The sequence below is a fragment of the Aestuariibaculum sp. YM273 genome (genome assembly GCF_030908365.1).
In the GTDB taxonomy this organism is placed as follows: domain Bacteria; phylum Bacteroidota; class Bacteroidia; order Flavobacteriales; family Flavobacteriaceae; genus Aestuariibaculum; species Aestuariibaculum marinum.
On sequence record NZ_CP133090.1, the window covers coordinates 1,433,665 to 1,450,878 of the forward strand.

Consider the following 17,214-nt stretch of genomic DNA (forward strand, 5'->3'; position numbering starts at 1 on the left):
ATGACAAATCATATTACTACAACCTGGCTTGGAAACATGAAATTCGAGAGTACAAATCCGTCTGGACATAACCTGTTTATTGATGCAGGTCCTGAAAACGATGGCAATGGTGAAGGGTATCGCCCGAAAGCTTTAATGTTATCTGGTTTGGCAGGTTGCTCGGGGTTAGATGTAGCTTCGTTAATTAAAAAGATGAAACTTGAGGTGGCCGATTTTAAAATTGAAATCAACGCAAATTTAACGGAAGAACACCCCAAATATTACGATAAAGTAGAGATGAATTTCCATTTTTTTGGTGATAATTTAGATGAGAAAAAGTTGCAAAGAGCGGTAGACTTATCGGTTGAAAAATATTGTGGTGTTATGGAAATGTTTCGCCAATTTGCCGATGTACAAGTAAACACCTTTTTTAACAACTAAAATTACCACCATTGAATACTTTTAAACTCTTTTTCTGTATTGTTTTTATTGCCTTTTTAGGCCAGGCACAGGAGAAAACCCACGTTATATCTCATGATGGAGAAACGATAGTAACCGATCCGTCTAAAGGAACCAATAGTTATAAACGCACTGCGGTATTCCCAAAAGCTTCAGAAGGTATTCGAAGCATTATTTTAAATTTAAAATTCGAATGTCCAGACAAAATGCGTTGTGCCGACTGGGATTATGTCGATCATATTAAAGCACGTCAAAAAAATGATACCACGGTTTACGAAATAGCAAGAATGCTAACACCTTATGGTGGGTTTTTTCAAAAAGACTGGGGTTTTGAATGGCGTGTAGATGTTACTGATTTTAGTTTAATTTTAAGAGATGAAGTAGAAATTGATTATATCCACACGGGTTACGAAGATAATAAAACCCGGGGTTGGAAAGTCACCGTAGATTTTGAAGTAACTTACGGAACACCAGTGGCCAATCCGTTAGCGATTCATAAAGTATACGATGGAAATTTTAAATATGGATACAAAGACGATCCAATTGAAAACCATTTGGTGCCGTTAACATTCAGTGCAGATACTAATGCAGGATTTTCTAAAATGAAGATTCTCCAAACCGGACATGGTATGGATGCAAATGGTTGTGGTGAGTTTTGTAGTAAGTACCGCGACATTGTATTTAATGGTAAGGTTATAGATCATAAAGATTTATGGATGGAATGTGGCGATAATCCGTTATTTCCACAGGCTGGAACCTGGATTTTTGATCGTGCCAATTGGTGTCCTGGCTACTTGTTACAACCCGATGAGGTGATGCTAAATACCGAAGCAGGAAAGCCATATACCGTTGATATAAATATGGAGGCATATGAAACCGAAAAACCAAGCGCCAACGAATTGCTATCGGCTGTTGTAGTAGAGTATGAAGCACCAAATGCAAAAAATGATGTCACACTTGTTGATATTGTGCAGCCGTCTAAACGATTAATTCATAGTCGAAAAAATCCGTTTGGAGGATTGCCGGTTATTCAGGTGAAAAATAATGGGAGTAACCCGTTAAAGAAAATGACCATTCAGTATTTTATAGAAGGTGAAAAACCGCAAAAATATCAGTGGACAGGACATATTAATTTTGGAGATGAAGCGGCGATTACTTTGCCAACAGAAGTGTTCAGTAAACAGAAATATGCCAAATTTCATGTAGAATTGTCAAAACCAAATGGTAAACGTGATGCTTTTAAAGCTGATAATGCATTAGAATCAGATTACGAACGTCCGGATATTTTTCCAGACACTATAGTGGTTCGTTATAAAAGCAACAACAAACCTTGGCAAAATACGTATAGCATTCAAAACAGTTTTGGAGATGTTGTTTTTACAAAAGATAGCATTAATGTGAAACCAAGTACAGTAAATCAAGATACGATTGCCTTAAAGCCGGGGAACTATAATTTTAAATTTGATGATACTGAAGGTGATGGATTAGAGTTTTGGTACAAAGCCAAAGATGGTCGAGGGGAAGTTAAATTATTAGATGCCAATGGTAAAGCCATTAAGCAATTTGCCTCCGATTTTGGAAGTGGTATTAATTATTATTTCTCTGTTCAACCCGATATGTCTTACGAATTGGATAATGAACCTTCAGTAGGGGTGTTTCCTGCGCGTACTCAAGGACCTATCACTTTGGATTACTTCTGCAATACGCCATCGGAAGTCAAAGTGCTTCTTGTGGATCAGGAGAATGAATCTGATGTTGTTGAAACCCATTCATATAAAAACTTCAGTAAAGGATCACTGTCTTACGATTTATCGTATTTACCGGCTAAACGTTATTATATTAAAGTATTTGTAAACGACAAAGAAGTTTATAAAAACAGAATACGATTAAAAGAATAAAAGAAATAGATTTGTTGAACGATTAAAACCAAAGCCAGAAGCTTAAAATCAGAACTTTTAACAACCACCTTCAGCTTTACGTTTCTTTTTCTTTTCAACTGTAATCACTTTTTTAGGCACATTTGAAGTTGGTGGAACTATAGTATTAGAGCTATCCAAATGCTTTTTAGAATCCATGATAAACCCATTAATATCGTGTGCCAGAGTTTCCAGTTTTGATTCTTTGGTGATGAGTTTGTTTTGGGAATAGCTGAGTTCTACTGGAAGGATTTTAAGATTATCGAACCCTAATTGATATAAGATAAGAAAAGGGATGTTAGCTTCTTTGGGAGTGCTTCCGTAAAGCGCCGTTGTTGTATTGGATGTTTTTAGGTCCTGTAGTAGTTTTTGAGAGGCTTCACTCATGATGTCTGCTGAAGGTATGTTTATGGCGTTTTGTAAATGGCCTTTGTTGTACTCAAAAGAGTTTCTAATGTCTATAAATACTACATCTTCATTTTCAAGAAGGGAATAGGGAAGGAAATAATTTGTTGAGGTGATTTTTTCCAAGGTGCTTTTGGTGTTGAAAGCATAGGTGTTTTTTGGACGTTTGTAGGTTAAAAAGCCTATTAACACAGCCAAAATAAATAACGTGGCAGCAATGGATATTCGTTTGGTTTTTTCTATTTCTTTCATAATACTAGTTATAAGGTCAATTTTAGACTTAACAGCCGCCTTCTGCTTTACGCTTCTTTTTCTTTTCTACAGTAATTACTTTTTTAGGAGTTGTAGGGACTGTTGGCAATTCGGCACCTAAATTTTGATCAGGGTATGCTACGCCATAATACATACTGGCAGCCTTTCTGGTGGCATAGAGTTTAAAGTCTGCTTCTGGCATGGTCTCATTTGGTTTTGTGGGGTTGATTATGGTAGTATACCAGATGTTGAGGCCTCCCTTTAAAACATGCAGGTTTTTAAATCCTAAACGATCGCATAACATCCAGGCCTGGTCAGCAAGAAAGGTGTCATTGGAATAGAACACGACGTCAAACTGGTCTTGATTTAGGTAGGTAAGGGAGTCTTCATCTAATAATTTAGGTAAAGGAATATTGATAGCGTTGGGTAAAGCATAGCTATTGTAACTAGATTCGTCTCTAACATCTACAAGGATAAATGAAGGGTCCTGGCTAATGAGTATGTGTGAAAGTTGGTCAGTCGAAATATAGCGTTCTGGACTAATGGCGTGGCTCAATAACTGTTTGGAACGTATGCCTTCCTGCTTATCGTATTTTGGAAGTAATAGGAGTCCACCTGCTAGAATAACCAGTATAACTGCCAGGATTTGATACCTGTTTGAAGGAAATTTTATGGTTTTCTTCTGGTTCATATTGTATTGGTTTTATTAGTAAAACACACTTTTTATTTTTTTTCGAACCATATCGGCAATGCCAAAAGCCAGTACAGCAATAATGGCAAAAACAAAAATAACCCAATATGGATTCCAGCCAAAGGAGTCTATCAAAGTAATGTTTCCGAAGTTATAGCCATCGTATATAGGTTCAAAAAAATTAAAAAGTTCCGAAAATATAAAGACACCCACCATAATACCAAATACATATATCCAGGCATCTAATTTACCAATGGCTACGGCACACAAACTTGTGCCTGGACAAAAGCCACCAGTAACAAAACCGGCACCCATAATAATGCCGCCTATGATAGCTCCCCATAAATAGGTGGGATGTACATAAAGTTTAGAGATGTCCAGATATCCTAAATAATCCATATAGTAAATGCCAATTACCGATACAGCTGCTGCCGTGAAAAATACTTTAAGTACAGCAAAGTCGTAACCGTAAAACACACCGGCCAATTTTCGTGAGGAGGAAAAGCCCGAAGCTTCAAGAACGAAACCGAAGGCAATACCTATAAATATTGCTATAATGCTATCCCATTCTAAAGGAATGTAACCACCAGGAATTAAAGGTCCCATAATTTTTTCTTTTAAATTTTAAATCCAGTTCTTTCTAAAAAAATACGCAAAAGCATAGGCAGATCCAAAAATGGAGAGCATAGTAAGGAAGCCTCCCGTAGACAACACCGCCATGCCACTTAAAGCGGCACCACTGGTACAGCCTCTGGCAATCTGAGCGCCCAATCCAAATAAGATACCTCCTATTAGTGCAAATATTAAACGACGTTTAGTTGTTATTTTAGGAGAGTGCTGAACGCGCCATTTGATGCGTCCGCTGATACTTCCCGAAATAAAGGCTCCTATCAAAATACCTAAGGCTTCAAACACCAGCCAGGTATTCATAGGTGATTTGTCGTCTGTTATAAACTGACTGTAATAACTGTTGCTTTCGGCATGTTTTGGAGCTACATTTTCAACCACCGTAACCACGCTGCTTTTTATGGCACCACTGGCTCCCAGACCTCTACCGGTAAGATAAAACGTAAAAATAATGATGATGCCTAAAAGGAATCCTCCAAAATACGGGTTCCAGTATTGGTGTGGGTTTGTTTTATATTTTGTATTCATAACAAATAATTTAGTAAAGGTATCGTGTAAGTTGTCCTGCTTCTACCATAATAAATCTAAAAATGAGTCCGCCGATAATGACCAAAATAGCAGGGACTGCAACGGGGACTTTAAAGCCTAATAATTCAATAACTTCTAAAATAGCGGGTACGAGTAAGCCTAGGAGCATAACGAAGCCAAAAAACATCAGGGTGAATTCACCGCCTACCAAAAGGTCCATGGCTTCCAGTTGTACTTGAGAACCTGCATAATAGCCCATAATCATGTGAATGATTAAGGCTATTTCAATAACAATAAGGCCTAAATCTATTTTACTGAACAGATGACGTTCTTCTCTGTTTTTGGATAACAAAATAATCGCTGCCGCTCCGGTTGATAGTCCCGAGGTTAGAAATAAAGGTCCTAAAATGGCATTGTTCCATAAAGGTCGGGCATTGAATGCCGATAATAAAATACCAGTATAGACGCCTAAAATTATGGATAGGGGAACAAGGGCGTATGCCATATAGGTTCTGTTGGCAATAAGGAATTTTTCAAATTTTTCCAGAAACTTAAATTTTTTAAAGAGTTTGAGTTTCGATTCCCATTTAGGGAAAGTGCTTCTGTAGAAGCTAAACAACCATAAAAAGGAAAGTGGGGTGGTAATGAGTAGTACCCAGGCTCCCCAAGACATTGGAGATTCTATCCTAAAGGTGGTGTATAATCTCCAGGTGTATAAAGGGTGTGTTAAATCGTAAACCAGTGCCAATAGACCAACGGAAAGAGCAATTGGAGGTATTACAGCCGCTGCTTTAAGCGCGGGATATTGTTTTTCTTTACCCATGAGGTAGAATAAAGCTGCAAAAAATAAAATGCCTGCAGCGAGTCCGCCTAGGAATAGGTATAAAGAGATGGGCCAATGCCAAATTTGTAATGAAGGATCAATGTTTGGAATGTTTCGGCCGCTTGTAAATAGTTCTTCTTGCATGGTACTTTAGCTTTAAATGAGATAAAACACGTGGGGATCGGTCCCTGCCTCTGGCGATAGGGTTTTATATTTTCTGTTTTTCAACAATTGAGAAATTTCACTGTTTGGGTCGTCTAAATCACCAAAATACATGCACTTTGTTGGGCATACAGATACGCAGGCTGGTAATTGTCCTTTTTCCAATCGGTGATGGCAAAAAGTGCATTTGTCTACGTAACCGTCAGGGTGTTGGTACCGCGCATCGTAAGGACAGGATTCTATACAGGCACCACAGCCTATGCATTGGTCGGCAGTCACTAATACAATTCCACCTTCAATAACATGACTTGCTCCTGTTGGGCAGCATCTTACACATGGCGGATTGGCACAATGGTTGCAGCGTTCAGAACGCAATTCCAATTCCAGATTTGGGTAGGAACCGCTAACAGCTTCAGTTACCCAATCTCTGCAATAGCCATGTGGCACATTGTTTTCTGTTTGGCAAGCAACAACACAATCACTGCAGCCAACACATTTTAAGGTGTCTATCACCATTGCATATCTCATACCTTTGTGTTTTTATGTGGATCTTCGGTTAAAATAGAAACAAAGTTTCCTCTTAATCCAGTACCACCCATTAATGGATCTACAACAATCTGGGAAATAAGTTCGGCGTCACTGGCACCTTTTCCAAAGGCGCGGCTCAATTTTTTATTGTTATGGCCAAAGCCATGGTACATATACACAGAATCCCAGCGGATACGCTCTGTAACTCTTACTTTAATGGGGAATGCAGACAGAATGCCGTCTTGATTTTTAAGCCAAACGGGCTGGTCTTTTTTAAGATCTAATATACGGGCTACTTTAGGGTTGACCCAAAGGGTGTTTTCGCTTTTTAAATCACTTAAATACGGATTATTAATGGTTCTACTGAATGTGTGCATTGGAGACCTTCCGTAATTCAGCCTATAATACCCTTGAGGTGGTTGCGGATGGTGCGTGTAAACCGGCATAGGATCGAATCCTAAATCTGCCAATTCCTGAGAATAGAATTCTATTTTTCCACTTGGCGTACCGAATTCATAATCTTGTCCTTCTTCGAGAAATAATGGCCCAGAGGTTCTTTCGAAGTTCTTAACACCAATCTTTTTCATTTCATCTAAGGAAGTCCCTAGTTTATTGAGTTGCCATTCAATAACCTCTTCAAAATCGTTGTAATTGAAATAGTCGCCCAAACCAATGCGGTCACCAATTTGTTTACTTATCCACCAGGCGGGTTTCGAATTGTATTTAGGTTTTACAGCTGGAATACGAACCGCAATAGACGGATGTCTGTTGGTCGCAGAGCGAATACCATCATAACGTTCCAGATAAGTACATTCAGGTAGTACCACATCGGCATAGCCTGTGATTTCCATTGGCATGGTATCTACTACGACCAAAAATTCAAGAGCGTTAATTGCCTCAAGAGTTTGTTCTCGCTGTGGTAGTGTGTTGATTAAATTGGTGCCGGCAATCATCCATGCTTTAATAGGATATGGATTATCTTCATTAGGAATGGTCGCTTTGACTACTTCCGAAGTATTGCCCATTTCAGCAAATGGATATTGCTCACCTATTTCATGCCAGCCCCATTTAGGTTCTGGATAGGCTGGATGCGGATATTTTGGAATACTGATTTTTTCTTTAAAATAGAAACCACCTCTGTTCCCCCAAGAGCCTAAAAGTCCATTTAATATGGCAATGGCACGCTCGCGTTGCGAGTCGTCTCCATACCAGGTCACATGACGTCCAGGGTGAACTATAGTAGCCGGGGCTGCAGCTGCCATAAGGCGTGCCGTTTCTCTAATGCTTTCCGGTTTTATGGTGGTGATGCCGTAGGCCCATTCTGGTGTAAATGGTTTTACGTGGGCTTTTAGTTCATCGAAGCCAATGGAATATTTTTCAACATATTTTTTGTTGTAGAGTTCTTCTTCTATCAACACATGCATCCATGATAAAAGTAAGGCAATGTCGGTAGCGGGTTTGATTGGTAACCAATGCGACGATTTACTGGCCGCTGTAGAAAATCTAGGGTCTACGGTAATAATGGTAGCGCCATTATCAATGGCATCCGACATTTCCTGAACCTGTGTATTGTGCATGTTCTCCCCAATGTGGGAACCAATAAGCACCAGGCATTTGGTGTCTCTAATATCGGTAGGTTCAGGAGAGCCTACCCAAGAGCCAAAAGTCAGTCCGAATCCTGTTTCCCTTGGGCCTCTACACTGTGCGTAGGCAGGTTCGGCAATAGTATCGGAGCCATAGGCTTTAAAGAGATGTTCTAAATGACTTCCTGGAGAACCGTGTTTTAAAAGCGCGAAGGACTCGGGTCCGTATTTCTGTTTTATTTCAGTGAATTTTTCGGCAATCAAATCCAAGGCCTCTTCCCAACTTGCTTCCCTATAGGTTTCTTCACCGTTTATGGTGGTTCTTATTAATGGGGTTTTAAGGCGATCTTCGTCACTATACATACCAAGACCTCCCGTACCTCTCGGGCAGAGTCTTCCGTTACAGTGTGGGTCGTCATCATTTCCTATCACTTTTTTAATGTCTCCTGTTTCGTCTGTATAGGCCCATGCGGCACATTTCCAAAAGCATACCTCACAATAGGTAGCGGTTCTGGAAAGTTTTTTGGCAAGGTTCTCTTTTACGGCTGCATCTAATAGAGGATTAGACGCTAATAAATTGACTGCTGAAGCGGAAAGTGTTAATCCCCCTAACCCTAAAGCTGAAATTTTTATAAATTTTCGTCTGGAAGTCACCATAGTTATATGGATTGGTTCTTAAAATTAAGAATTTTTTTCAATGTTTGAGCGTACTAAAAGTATAATAAAATCAGGTACTTGGGAGTAACATTTGTTACAGTAGAAACATTTTTTTAATGATGTTCAGGAATAAATTTATTGTAAATTTGATTGTGTACTTACTATGAAAGAAAAGACTTATTTTCGATGGATTTTGATTCTCGCCGTATTGTTATTTGGCTTGCTTTATGTTGTAAGGCATGCAGATGCTTTTCGGTCTCATGAATTTATTGATGTAGACTATGAAAGTAAGGTCGTATCCGAAGGGGAATCTTGCCTGCAGTGTCATCAGCAAACCAAAGGGTTTTCAGAATACCATAATCCGGAACTTATTGGTTGTGCCAATTGCCATTTGGGGAATACAGAGGCTTTGAACAAAGCGGAAGCACATAAAGGTATGGTTTTGATACCTGGGAACCTGGTAGATGCCCAAAGAACCTGCGGAACATGTCATGCCAACGAATTACATAATGTAGAGCACTCCCTAATGACTACCAATAGTGGTTTGGTCGCGGTCGATAAATTTGTGTTCGGTGAATCTGATAGCTTGAATGCCCATTACCATATTAAAGATTTGCAGTATTCTGCTGCCGATAAACATTTACGGGATTTATGCGCCAATTGCCATTTGGGTGCCCAAAAAACCGATTATGGGCCCATTACTCAATTAAGTCGTGGAGGCGGGTGTAATGCCTGTCATTTAAATTATTCACAACAGGCCAAAGCCGATCTTAATACCTATATAGCTTCTAACAAAATTCAGTTACCAAAAGTACACCCTTCCAGTGATGTGTTTATGAACGATACCCATTGCTTTGGCTGTCATAGTCGTTCCAGCAGAATTTCTACCAATTATATAGGGCTTCAGGAAACTTTGTTAGATGAAGCTGAGGAAGGCCATGTGGTGCTGGAAGACAAAAGGGTTTATAAGCAGTTGCAGGAAGATGTGCACCATACTAAGGGCTTATTGTGTATAGATTGTCATTCATCTCATGAAGTGATGGGAGACGGTAAGACCTATGCGCATGCCGAAGATGCCGTAACCCTGAAATGCAGCGATTGCCATTTCAAATCAAAACCTCGCACAGTACCTTTCGATTCCATTGATAGAGAAAGCCGATTGGTCTATTTACACAGAGGCTATGAGCATCACGACAAAGACGTTTTGGTAGTAGAAAAAGATGGACACCCTTTAATAAATAATTATATCGATTCTTTGGGTAATGCCTTTTTAATAGGAAAAAAGGACCAGAAATTGCATCCTTTAGCACCGCAATCCGAGGTTTGTTCTCGGGATAATGCTCATAAAAATGTGAGTTGTAGTGCCTGTCATTCTTCATGGACACCACGCTGTATAGGTTGTCATAATAAGTTTGATGGCAATGAGCCGCAGGCTTTCGATTTGTTAGATAAGAAATTGGTTAAAGGCCAATGGAAGGAATATGTGGCTGAGTTTTCGGCGTCGTTACCTGCATTGGGTGTTAGGGAACACGAGGAAGGAAACATTATTGAAGCGGCGATTCCCGGGATGGTCATGACCATAGACAAAGGAAGTTATAGTGGACATCCGGATACCGATGTGTCCTTTCATAGGCTTTTTGCCCCAAATGCCCCACATACCACAACTAAAGAAGTTCGCGATTGTAAATCCTGTCACGCCGATCCCTATGCCTTGGGCTATGGCAATGGAGATTTGGTATATCATATAGACAAAGAAAAAGGAGAATGGATCTTTACCCCGGAATATGCATTGAATCCTAATGATGGTTTGCCTGAAGATGCCTGGATTCCATTTATGAAGCATGGAAACGGGCAAGCGTTAACATCAACACGAACCAATTTCAGGCCTTTCAATGTTGAAGAGCAACAGCGTTTGTTGTTTGTTGGTGCATGTTTACAGTGTCATTCAGATACTTCCAGAGTCATGCAACAAACTTTAGAAGATGGGTTGCAAGCCAGTTTAAAGCGATTGAGTAAGGCTTGTATTTTACCTGAGTAATATTTTGTGATTTTAATGAAGTAAGCCTCTTTTAAAATTCAAGCTATTGATTTAAATTAGAAAAATATTGTGGTGTTATGGAAATGTTTCGCAGTTTTGTATGTGTAAATGTGTAAACATTTGCGGGATGGATTATATAGACTTCAGATTATGCGCTGGACAATAAAAGCAAAACCAGAAACCCAAAAATTAAAAACCCTAAAAGACGCTTTACAAGTAGATGATATCACTGCTACGTTGTTATTACAGCGTGGCATTGAAACGTTTGATGAAGCGAAAGCTTTTTTCCGCCCCGATTTAAACGATTTACATAATCCGTATCTTATGAAAGATATGGATAAAGCCGTTACCCGAATCGAAGAAGCTTTTGCCAATAACGAAAATATTCTGGTTTATGGTGATTATGATGTTGATGGCACCACCTCGGTGGCACTAATGAGCTTATACCTTAAAACTAGAAGTGACCTTGTGGCGACATACATTCCAGATCGTTATGATGAAGGTTACGGGGTGTCGTTTAAAGGGATCGACTTTGCCAGCGATAACGATTTTACACTTATTGTCGCTTTAGACTGTGGTATTAAAGCGATTGATAAAGTGGCTTACGCAAAAGAAAAAGGCATCGATTTTATCATTTGTGACCACCACAGACCAGGAGATATCATTCCTGAGGCGATTGCTGTTTTAGATCCAAAACGTAGTGACTGTGAATATCCATATAAAGAATTGTGTGGATGTGGTGTTGGGTTTAAACTCATTCAGGCTTTAGCCGAACGGGAAGGAAAAACCATTAAAGATTTAGTCGGGTATTTAGATTTGGTAGCGACAGCTATTGGGGCTGATATTGTTCCGATTACAGGCGAAAACAGGATTCTTGCTTTTTACGGATTGAGAGTTATTAATGGATTTCCGCGTCCGGGAATTAAGGCGTTGCTCAATCAGGTTAATAAGAAAAATGAACTGACCATTACCGATGTCGTCTTTACCGTAGCCCCTCGAATTAATGCTGCCGGACGTATGAAGCACGGTAATTACGCGGTGACCTTATTAGCAGAAGAAGATGAAGCTTTGGCAACCAAATATGCTGAGGAAATAAACGCCTATAATGAAGACCGACGTGAAACCGATAGGCGCATTACAGAAGAGGCTTTAGAGCAAATTAAAAACAATAAAGAAGAAGACCGAATCACCTCGGTGGTATACCATGAAAGCTGGCATAAAGGGGTTATTGGTATCGTAGCCTCACGTTTAACCGAAACGTATTATCGGCCAACTTTGGTGTTTACTAAAAGTGGTGATAAACTGGCGGCATCAGCGCGCTCGGTGGTAGGGTTCGATGTGTATAACGCTTTAGAGGCGTGTAGCGAACATATTGAACAATTTGGAGGACATAAATACGCCGCTGGACTAACGCTAAAAGAAGAGAACTACGAAGCCTTTAAGCAGGCTTTTGAAGATGAAGTGACTAAAACTATAGACAAGAGTTTATTAGTTCCCGAAATTAAAATTGATGCTCAAATAAATATCAACGACATCACCCCTAAATTTTATAGAATTTTAAAACAATTTGCACCTTTTGGCCCCAGTAATATGACCCCAGTTTTTATGACCAAAAATTTAATGGATACGGGTTGGGGAAAACGTGTTGGTGCTGATCAAACGCATTTACGAGTTACCGTAAAACAGTCCGATTCCAATCCTATTGTAGGTATTGGTTTTGGCTTGGGCGATAAAAAGGATATCATTTCCAGTCAGGCACCTTTTGATGCTGTGTATTCGGTTGATGAAAACGAGTGGCAAGGCAATGTATCTTTACAACTTAAGTTAAGGGATATTAAATAATCTCTTAGTTTATTTGTTTACTGTGGAAACAGGTTTTTAGCATTTGATACAAATCAGGATGTTTTACTTTCATGCGTTCAGGTTGTTCAAAGAAGTATTCTGAAGCAACAGCTAAAAATTCAGCTTCGTTGGTACCACCATAATGCCTAATGTCAGACCTGTTGTTGTTTATGGCTTCCATTTCTTTATGAATGGTTTTTAACCAAGGAATAACATAAGGGTGTTGTATTAAGGCTTCTGGCACACCATCGGTTATACCGTCTGTATTATCTATTAAATGAATAAATTCATGGATCCCAGTGTTGAAATTATCACGTTTACTATCAAATCCTTGGTGCAATGCTTTTCGTGATAAAATCATTTGGTTTTTTAAGCGGCCGTTGCCAACTACACCAGCAATTTGTCGTTTTTTATCGGTTTGTTTGTATCCAAAGTCTTCATTGAAATGATCGGGATAAATCAAAACGGTACTCAAATTATTATAATGCCATTCAGGAAAGTAAAATACTGGAATAACAGCGCTTGAAGCAACCAGAATTTTATCTAGGTCTTCCAGCTGAAACCCGACAGCTTCAACAAAAGCCTCACTTAAAAACAACATCATTCTGTTTTGAAATCGTTGTTGTTCGTCTGGTTTTAAAGCTTTATAGAATTGCACATTTTGAAGTAAGAGATTGTGCCAGGATTTAGGAAATGGATTTGGCTTTTTTCGTCGTGTTGAAACAACGGCATAGATACCAAAAAGTACAATAAGGACAAATAGAATTTCGAACATAAATTGTACTGTTTTGAGGGTTTATTTAATAATTATTTAGGATTGAAAACTTTTAATTCCAATTGATTTCCATCAAAAACACCATAGGTATAATACGAAATCCAATCACCTAAATTAACGTATTTCGATTGCTCATTTAAATCAATTTCTAAAGGTAAATGGCGGTGACCAAAAATAAAATAATCGCGGTGTTCGGTTTCCAGTTTGCGTTTGCAGTATTGTACCAGCCATTCGTTGTCTTCACCAAGAAATTTAGCATCGTCGTCGCCAGAAATAAGTTTGTTTTTAACCGACATATATTGCGCTAACTTAACGCCTAAATCGGGGTGTAACCAACGAAATAACCATTTTGAAAACCGATTGGTAAATACCTTTTTCATGCGTTTATAGCCTTTGTCTCCAGGACCTAAACCATCGCCGTGACCAATAAAAAATGTCGTTTTGTTAAAGGTGAATTCCTGTGGTTTGTGGTAAACCGGAATGTTAAGCTCTTCTTCGAAATAGCCGTTCATCCACAAATCGTGATTACCAACAAAAAAGTAAACCGGAATGCCTGAGTCTGTTATTTCGGCAAGTTTGCCTAAAGTTCTTGTAAAGCCTTTAGGAACTACGGTTTTGTACTCAAACCAGAAGTCGAATAAATCGCCTAATAAAAAAATAGCCGCAGCATCTTGTTTGACGTCATCTAACCAGGCAACGAATTTTTTTTCGCGTGGTAATGAGTCTTTTGAAGTTGGTGCGCCTAAATGATTATCGGAGGCGAAATATATTTTTTTTCCTTCTGGAATTTGCATGTTGTAAATATAATAATTCCTGCGACTGCAGAAATCTCATTATGTCGTATTTATTTGTGGTTTGCGTTAGCGATTGCAGCGGCATCCTTTTTTGTAAAAAAGATACAGCGTAAAGCGCGACCCGAAACGTAGTGAAGGGTAACGCCCTATAGATTATCGTTAGCATACCACTCGGCAAACGAACTATCGGTTTCCTGAAGTTTTAACGAGTGTAGGGTGATATGCTCTGGTAAACGTTTCATAATCTTTTTAGCAAAGTCGATAACCATCATTTCACTGGTTGGTTGATAGTCTACTAAAAGCACATTGTGACCACGATCTTCAAGCTCTTTGGCCAACTCGACATGAGGTGTGTTTTTGTTAAAAACTGTAGCGTGATCGAAGACATTTACAATCTCTTCTTTTACAATTTTTTTAAGGTCACCAAAGTCTATAACCATACCGTATTTCACGTTATTTTTGTCTGAAATAGGTTTTCCAAATACCGTTACCGATAGTTTGTAGCTGTGTCCGTGTACGTTTTTACACTTACCGTCATACCCGTAAAGGGCATGTCCAGTTTCGAAAGAAAACTGTTTCGTTATGCGGATATAGGTCATCAAAATGAAAATATTTTATACAAAGATATTCATTTTGTAAAAGCAATTGGATTTTAGTTTACATTTGCGCGCTTTTATCCACTCAGGATTAATAGTTTTTATCGCTTAGTTATTTATGAGTCAACTTTTTGAAGCTATTGATTTTGTTGAAAATCCGTTATACGAGCAAATTATTTCGGATATCTCAACCCAGCAATTTAGTATTGTTGAAAGCTTTTTCACTAATGAAGAAGTAGAACTTTTAAGACAGTCGTTAATCGATAAGCATGAAGACCATGCTTTTAAAAAGGCTGCCATTGGAAATCGTGTTAATGAAACCATTGAAAAATCGATTCGAGGTGATATGATTTTCTGGATAGACGAGGCCAAAGTAGATGTTGTTGAACAGGTGTTTTTTAAAAAGATAAACGATTTGGTCGGGTATTTAAATAAAACCTGTTTTATGGGGATTTTGCATAAGGAGTTTCATTATGCTGTATATCCGCAGAATACGTTTTATCAGCGCCATATCGATACCTTTCAAAATGATGACCGAAGAAAATTATCGGTGGTGTGTTATTTAAACGAAGATGGCTGGCTACCTGAAAATGGTGGCGAGTTGGTGTTATATTTAAATGAAAACGGACAGGAAACTGAAAAGGTGATTTACCCGTTTCCTGGTCGCGTGGTTATTTTTGAAAGCCAGATTATAGAACACGAAGTAAAAGTAGTTAATATTGAACGTTTAAGTATAACTGGCTGGTTAAAAACACGATAATTAGCGTCTTTTATTGCGGTTGTAAACGTAAATAATTACAAGTACTAAGGCTAATATTAAGAAAAGTGTATTTCCTCCCATAATTTACGGTGTTTAAGATTAGAGGTTAAAGTTACGTTTTTTGAAACAGAAGCCTGAGGGTTATTGATTCTTTTTTTTGTTGTAACGGTATATAGCGTAGGCAATAATTACCAGTACAATAAAAGGTAACATGGTGCCAATAAATACGCCGATTTCGTAACCTTTATCCGGGGCTTTTTTTATTTTTTCTTCAATATCTACCTGAAGAAATAAAAGTGTGTTGAGTAAAGTCATTCGATATGCGCTTGTAAAACAAATTTAATGGTTTTGCGATAGCGCTAAGAATTTTTTTCTGAAAAATATAATTAGTGGCAAGCCTCGAGCTATCATCCAAAGTGTCATGGCAAAGAAAATAGCATGGAGTTTATAATCGAAACTATCTAGCAGAAAAAGTATGGGGATAAAAATTAAAAACGTTGAGAACAATAAAATGTTTCTCAAAAATTTCATCATACCGAGGCCTTTAAACATACCATCAAAAATAAAAGCCAGTGCACAAATTGGTTGCATGACAAGGACTATCCAGAAGGTGTTGTAAAACAAGTTAAGAACTTCGGGGTCCTGAGAAAATAATCGCCCAAGCGGGAAATAGCCAATGCCTCCAATAATGGCTAAAGTAATACCAACAACAATACCGTATCTCATAAGTTTATTGCTTAATGCAATTAGCGCTTTATAATCTTTAGCTCCGTAAAGTTTTCCCGATAATATATTACCAGCACTGGCATACCCATCTATAAAAAAAGCCCCAAAAAACCATAAATTAATGGCAATGGTGTAGGCAGCGATGTAAGCAGTTCCATAACCTGTTGCAAATCGCGTAGCAAAATACAAGGTTGCATTAAGGGCTAAGGTTCTAACAAACAAATTTAGAATCATGATGATGAATCGGTTGATTTCTTTATTAAAAGGGAAGCTTAATTTTAAAGGAATATCTGTCTTTTTTAAAAGGTAGTATGCAGAAAGGATAGCCATTATACATTGTGAAATGAGACTCGCCCAAGCGGCACCTTTAATATTCATAGCAGGAAGAAAGCCTTCAATACCAAATACCAAAACAACACCTAAAATAATATTGCTTAAAGCCCCGATAATAGCAATAATCATGGGGTAATAGGTGTTTTGTAATCCTCTGAACGTTCCAAATACAGCAATTGAAAATAAGGTGAAAGGAAAGCCAAACACCCTGATTTTGTAATATTCCGAGGTATAATTTAAAATTAACCCAGAAGCATTGTACAGTTTGAATATGGTGTTTGTAAACGGAAAAGTAGTTATGATGATAATGATACTTAACGAAGTGATGATGAATATAGCCTGTGCCGGTAGGTTTTTAATTTTATCGACTTTATTAGCGCCAACATATTGTGAAACAATTGAAGAAATGGCGCTTCGCGTTTGTCCTAAAACCCAAATGAGCATGGAAATAAATGTGCCTACAATACCAACCGCAGCAAGCGATTCGGTAGCGTTAACCTCCATATTTCCAACTATAGCCGTGTCGGTAATAGAAAGAATAGGTTCTGAGATCCCTGCAATTAAAGCGGGAATAGCTAATTTATTAATGTGTTTAAAGCTTAAGGTTGGATTCATAAGTTTACAGCTAAGCGAATGCCAAAGGTCGTAATTTTTAATGGTTTAGATTATTTGAATTTAAAACCTGTCTTAACGGAATGTTATAATTCAGTTTAGTGTGATGTAAAATGTTTTACATTTGT

17 protein-coding genes are annotated in these 17,214 nt (G+C 38.4%); 5 read left to right on the forward strand and 12 right to left on the reverse strand.

Annotated features, from left to right (window positions below; translation table 11 throughout):
- Both RBH94_RS06170 and RBH94_RS06175 read left to right on the forward strand, forming a co-directional pair.
- Positions 1–420: an OsmC family protein gene (locus tag RBH94_RS06170; RefSeq protein ID WP_307882843.1), complete on the forward strand. Its 420-nt coding sequence runs from the start codon at positions 1–3 to the stop codon at positions 418–420.
- An 11-nt stretch (positions 421–431) separates the two neighbouring features.
- A complete protein-coding gene (locus RBH94_RS06175; RefSeq protein ID WP_307882844.1) occupies positions 432–2,336 on the forward strand; it encodes a peptide-N-glycosidase F-related protein in 1,905 nt (634 codons plus the stop codon).
- 57 nt (positions 2,337–2,393) lie between these two features.
- Here RBH94_RS06175 and RBH94_RS06180 read toward each other — a convergent pair whose 3' ends face one another.
- Genes RBH94_RS06180 through RBH94_RS06210 form a run of 7 tightly spaced genes read right to left on the reverse strand, consistent with a single transcriptional unit; the run spans position 2,394 to position 8,610 of the window.
- Complete coding sequence (locus RBH94_RS06180; protein WP_307882845.1) at positions 2,394–3,011, reverse strand: rhodanese-like domain-containing protein; 618 nt, start codon at positions 3,009–3,011, stop codon at positions 2,394–2,396.
- Between the two features lie 28 nt (positions 3,012–3,039).
- On the reverse strand, positions 3,040–3,702 hold the full coding sequence (locus RBH94_RS06185) for a rhodanese-like domain-containing protein (protein ID WP_307882846.1): 663 nt from the start codon (positions 3,700–3,702) through the stop codon (positions 3,040–3,042).
- Between the two features lie 15 nt (positions 3,703–3,717).
- The gene (locus RBH94_RS06190) at positions 3,718–4,308 is read right to left on the reverse strand and encodes a YeeE/YedE thiosulfate transporter family protein (RefSeq protein ID WP_307882847.1); all 591 of its coding nucleotides are present in this window, start codon (positions 4,306–4,308) and stop codon (positions 3,718–3,720) included.
- Between the two features lie 18 nt (positions 4,309–4,326).
- Positions 4,327–4,857: a YeeE/YedE thiosulfate transporter family protein gene (locus tag RBH94_RS06195; RefSeq protein ID WP_307882848.1), complete on the reverse strand. Its 531-nt coding sequence runs from the start codon at positions 4,855–4,857 to the stop codon at positions 4,327–4,329.
- Positions 4,858–4,867: 10 nt separating this feature from the next.
- Complete coding sequence (nrfD, locus tag RBH94_RS06200; protein WP_307882849.1) at positions 4,868–5,824, reverse strand: NrfD/PsrC family molybdoenzyme membrane anchor subunit; 957 nt, start codon at positions 5,822–5,824, stop codon at positions 4,868–4,870.
- Positions 5,825–5,836: 12 nt separating this feature from the next.
- Positions 5,837–6,370 (reverse strand): 4Fe-4S dicluster domain-containing protein, encoded by a 534-nt coding sequence (locus tag RBH94_RS06205; protein WP_240572564.1) that lies wholly within the window; start codon positions 6,368–6,370, stop codon positions 5,837–5,839.
- On the reverse strand, positions 6,367–8,610 hold the full coding sequence (locus RBH94_RS06210; RefSeq protein WP_307882850.1) for a molybdopterin-dependent oxidoreductase: 2,244 nt from the start codon (positions 8,608–8,610) through the stop codon (positions 6,367–6,369). The genes RBH94_RS06205 and RBH94_RS06210 overlap by 4 nt, the downstream gene beginning before the upstream one ends.
- A 163-nt stretch (positions 8,611–8,773) precedes the next feature.
- Between RBH94_RS06210 and RBH94_RS06215 the strand changes: the two genes are divergently transcribed.
- Complete coding sequence (locus RBH94_RS06215) at positions 8,774–10,648, forward strand: hypothetical protein (RefSeq protein WP_307882851.1); 1,875 nt, start codon at positions 8,774–8,776, stop codon at positions 10,646–10,648.
- Positions 10,649–10,798: 150 nt separating this feature from the next.
- Entirely contained in the window at positions 10,799–12,490 is a 1,692-nt protein-coding gene (gene recJ / locus RBH94_RS06220; protein WP_307882852.1) for a single-stranded-DNA-specific exonuclease RecJ, read from the forward strand.
- A 4-nt stretch (positions 12,491–12,494) separates the two neighbouring features.
- Here the strand turns inward: recJ and RBH94_RS06225 are convergent, their stop codons facing one another.
- The 3 genes from RBH94_RS06225 to RBH94_RS06235 all read right to left on the reverse strand — a co-directional run bounded on the left by RBH94_RS06225 (position 12,495) and on the right by RBH94_RS06235 (position 14,658).
- Complete coding sequence (locus tag RBH94_RS06225) at positions 12,495–13,265, reverse strand: zinc-dependent peptidase (RefSeq protein ID WP_307882853.1); 771 nt, start codon at positions 13,263–13,265, stop codon at positions 12,495–12,497.
- A gap of 32 nt (positions 13,266–13,297) precedes the next feature.
- A complete protein-coding gene (locus RBH94_RS06230) occupies positions 13,298–14,059 on the reverse strand; it encodes a UDP-2,3-diacylglucosamine diphosphatase (protein WP_307882854.1) in 762 nt (253 codons plus the stop codon).
- Positions 14,060–14,205: 146 nt separating this feature from the next.
- Complete coding sequence (locus RBH94_RS06235) at positions 14,206–14,658, reverse strand: 6-carboxytetrahydropterin synthase (protein WP_188223120.1); 453 nt, start codon at positions 14,656–14,658, stop codon at positions 14,206–14,208.
- A 115-nt stretch (positions 14,659–14,773) separates the two neighbouring features.
- On the opposite strand from RBH94_RS06235, the gene RBH94_RS06240 reads away from it, so the two are divergent.
- Positions 14,774–15,415, forward strand: coding sequence for a 2OG-Fe(II) oxygenase (locus RBH94_RS06240; RefSeq protein WP_307882855.1), 642 nt, complete (start codon positions 14,774–14,776; stop codon positions 15,413–15,415).
- Between the two features lie 141 nt (positions 15,416–15,556).
- Here RBH94_RS06240 and RBH94_RS06245 read toward each other — a convergent pair whose 3' ends face one another.
- Together RBH94_RS06245 and RBH94_RS06250 are read right to left on the reverse strand one after the other, a co-directional pair.
- Positions 15,557–15,730 (reverse strand): hypothetical protein, encoded by a 174-nt coding sequence (locus tag RBH94_RS06245; RefSeq protein WP_307882856.1) that lies wholly within the window; start codon positions 15,728–15,730, stop codon positions 15,557–15,559.
- 24 nt (positions 15,731–15,754) lie between these two features.
- Positions 15,755–17,089, reverse strand: coding sequence for an MATE family efflux transporter (locus RBH94_RS06250; protein ID WP_307882857.1), 1,335 nt, complete (start codon positions 17,087–17,089; stop codon positions 15,755–15,757).
- Positions 17,090–17,214 lie beyond the last annotated feature (125 nt).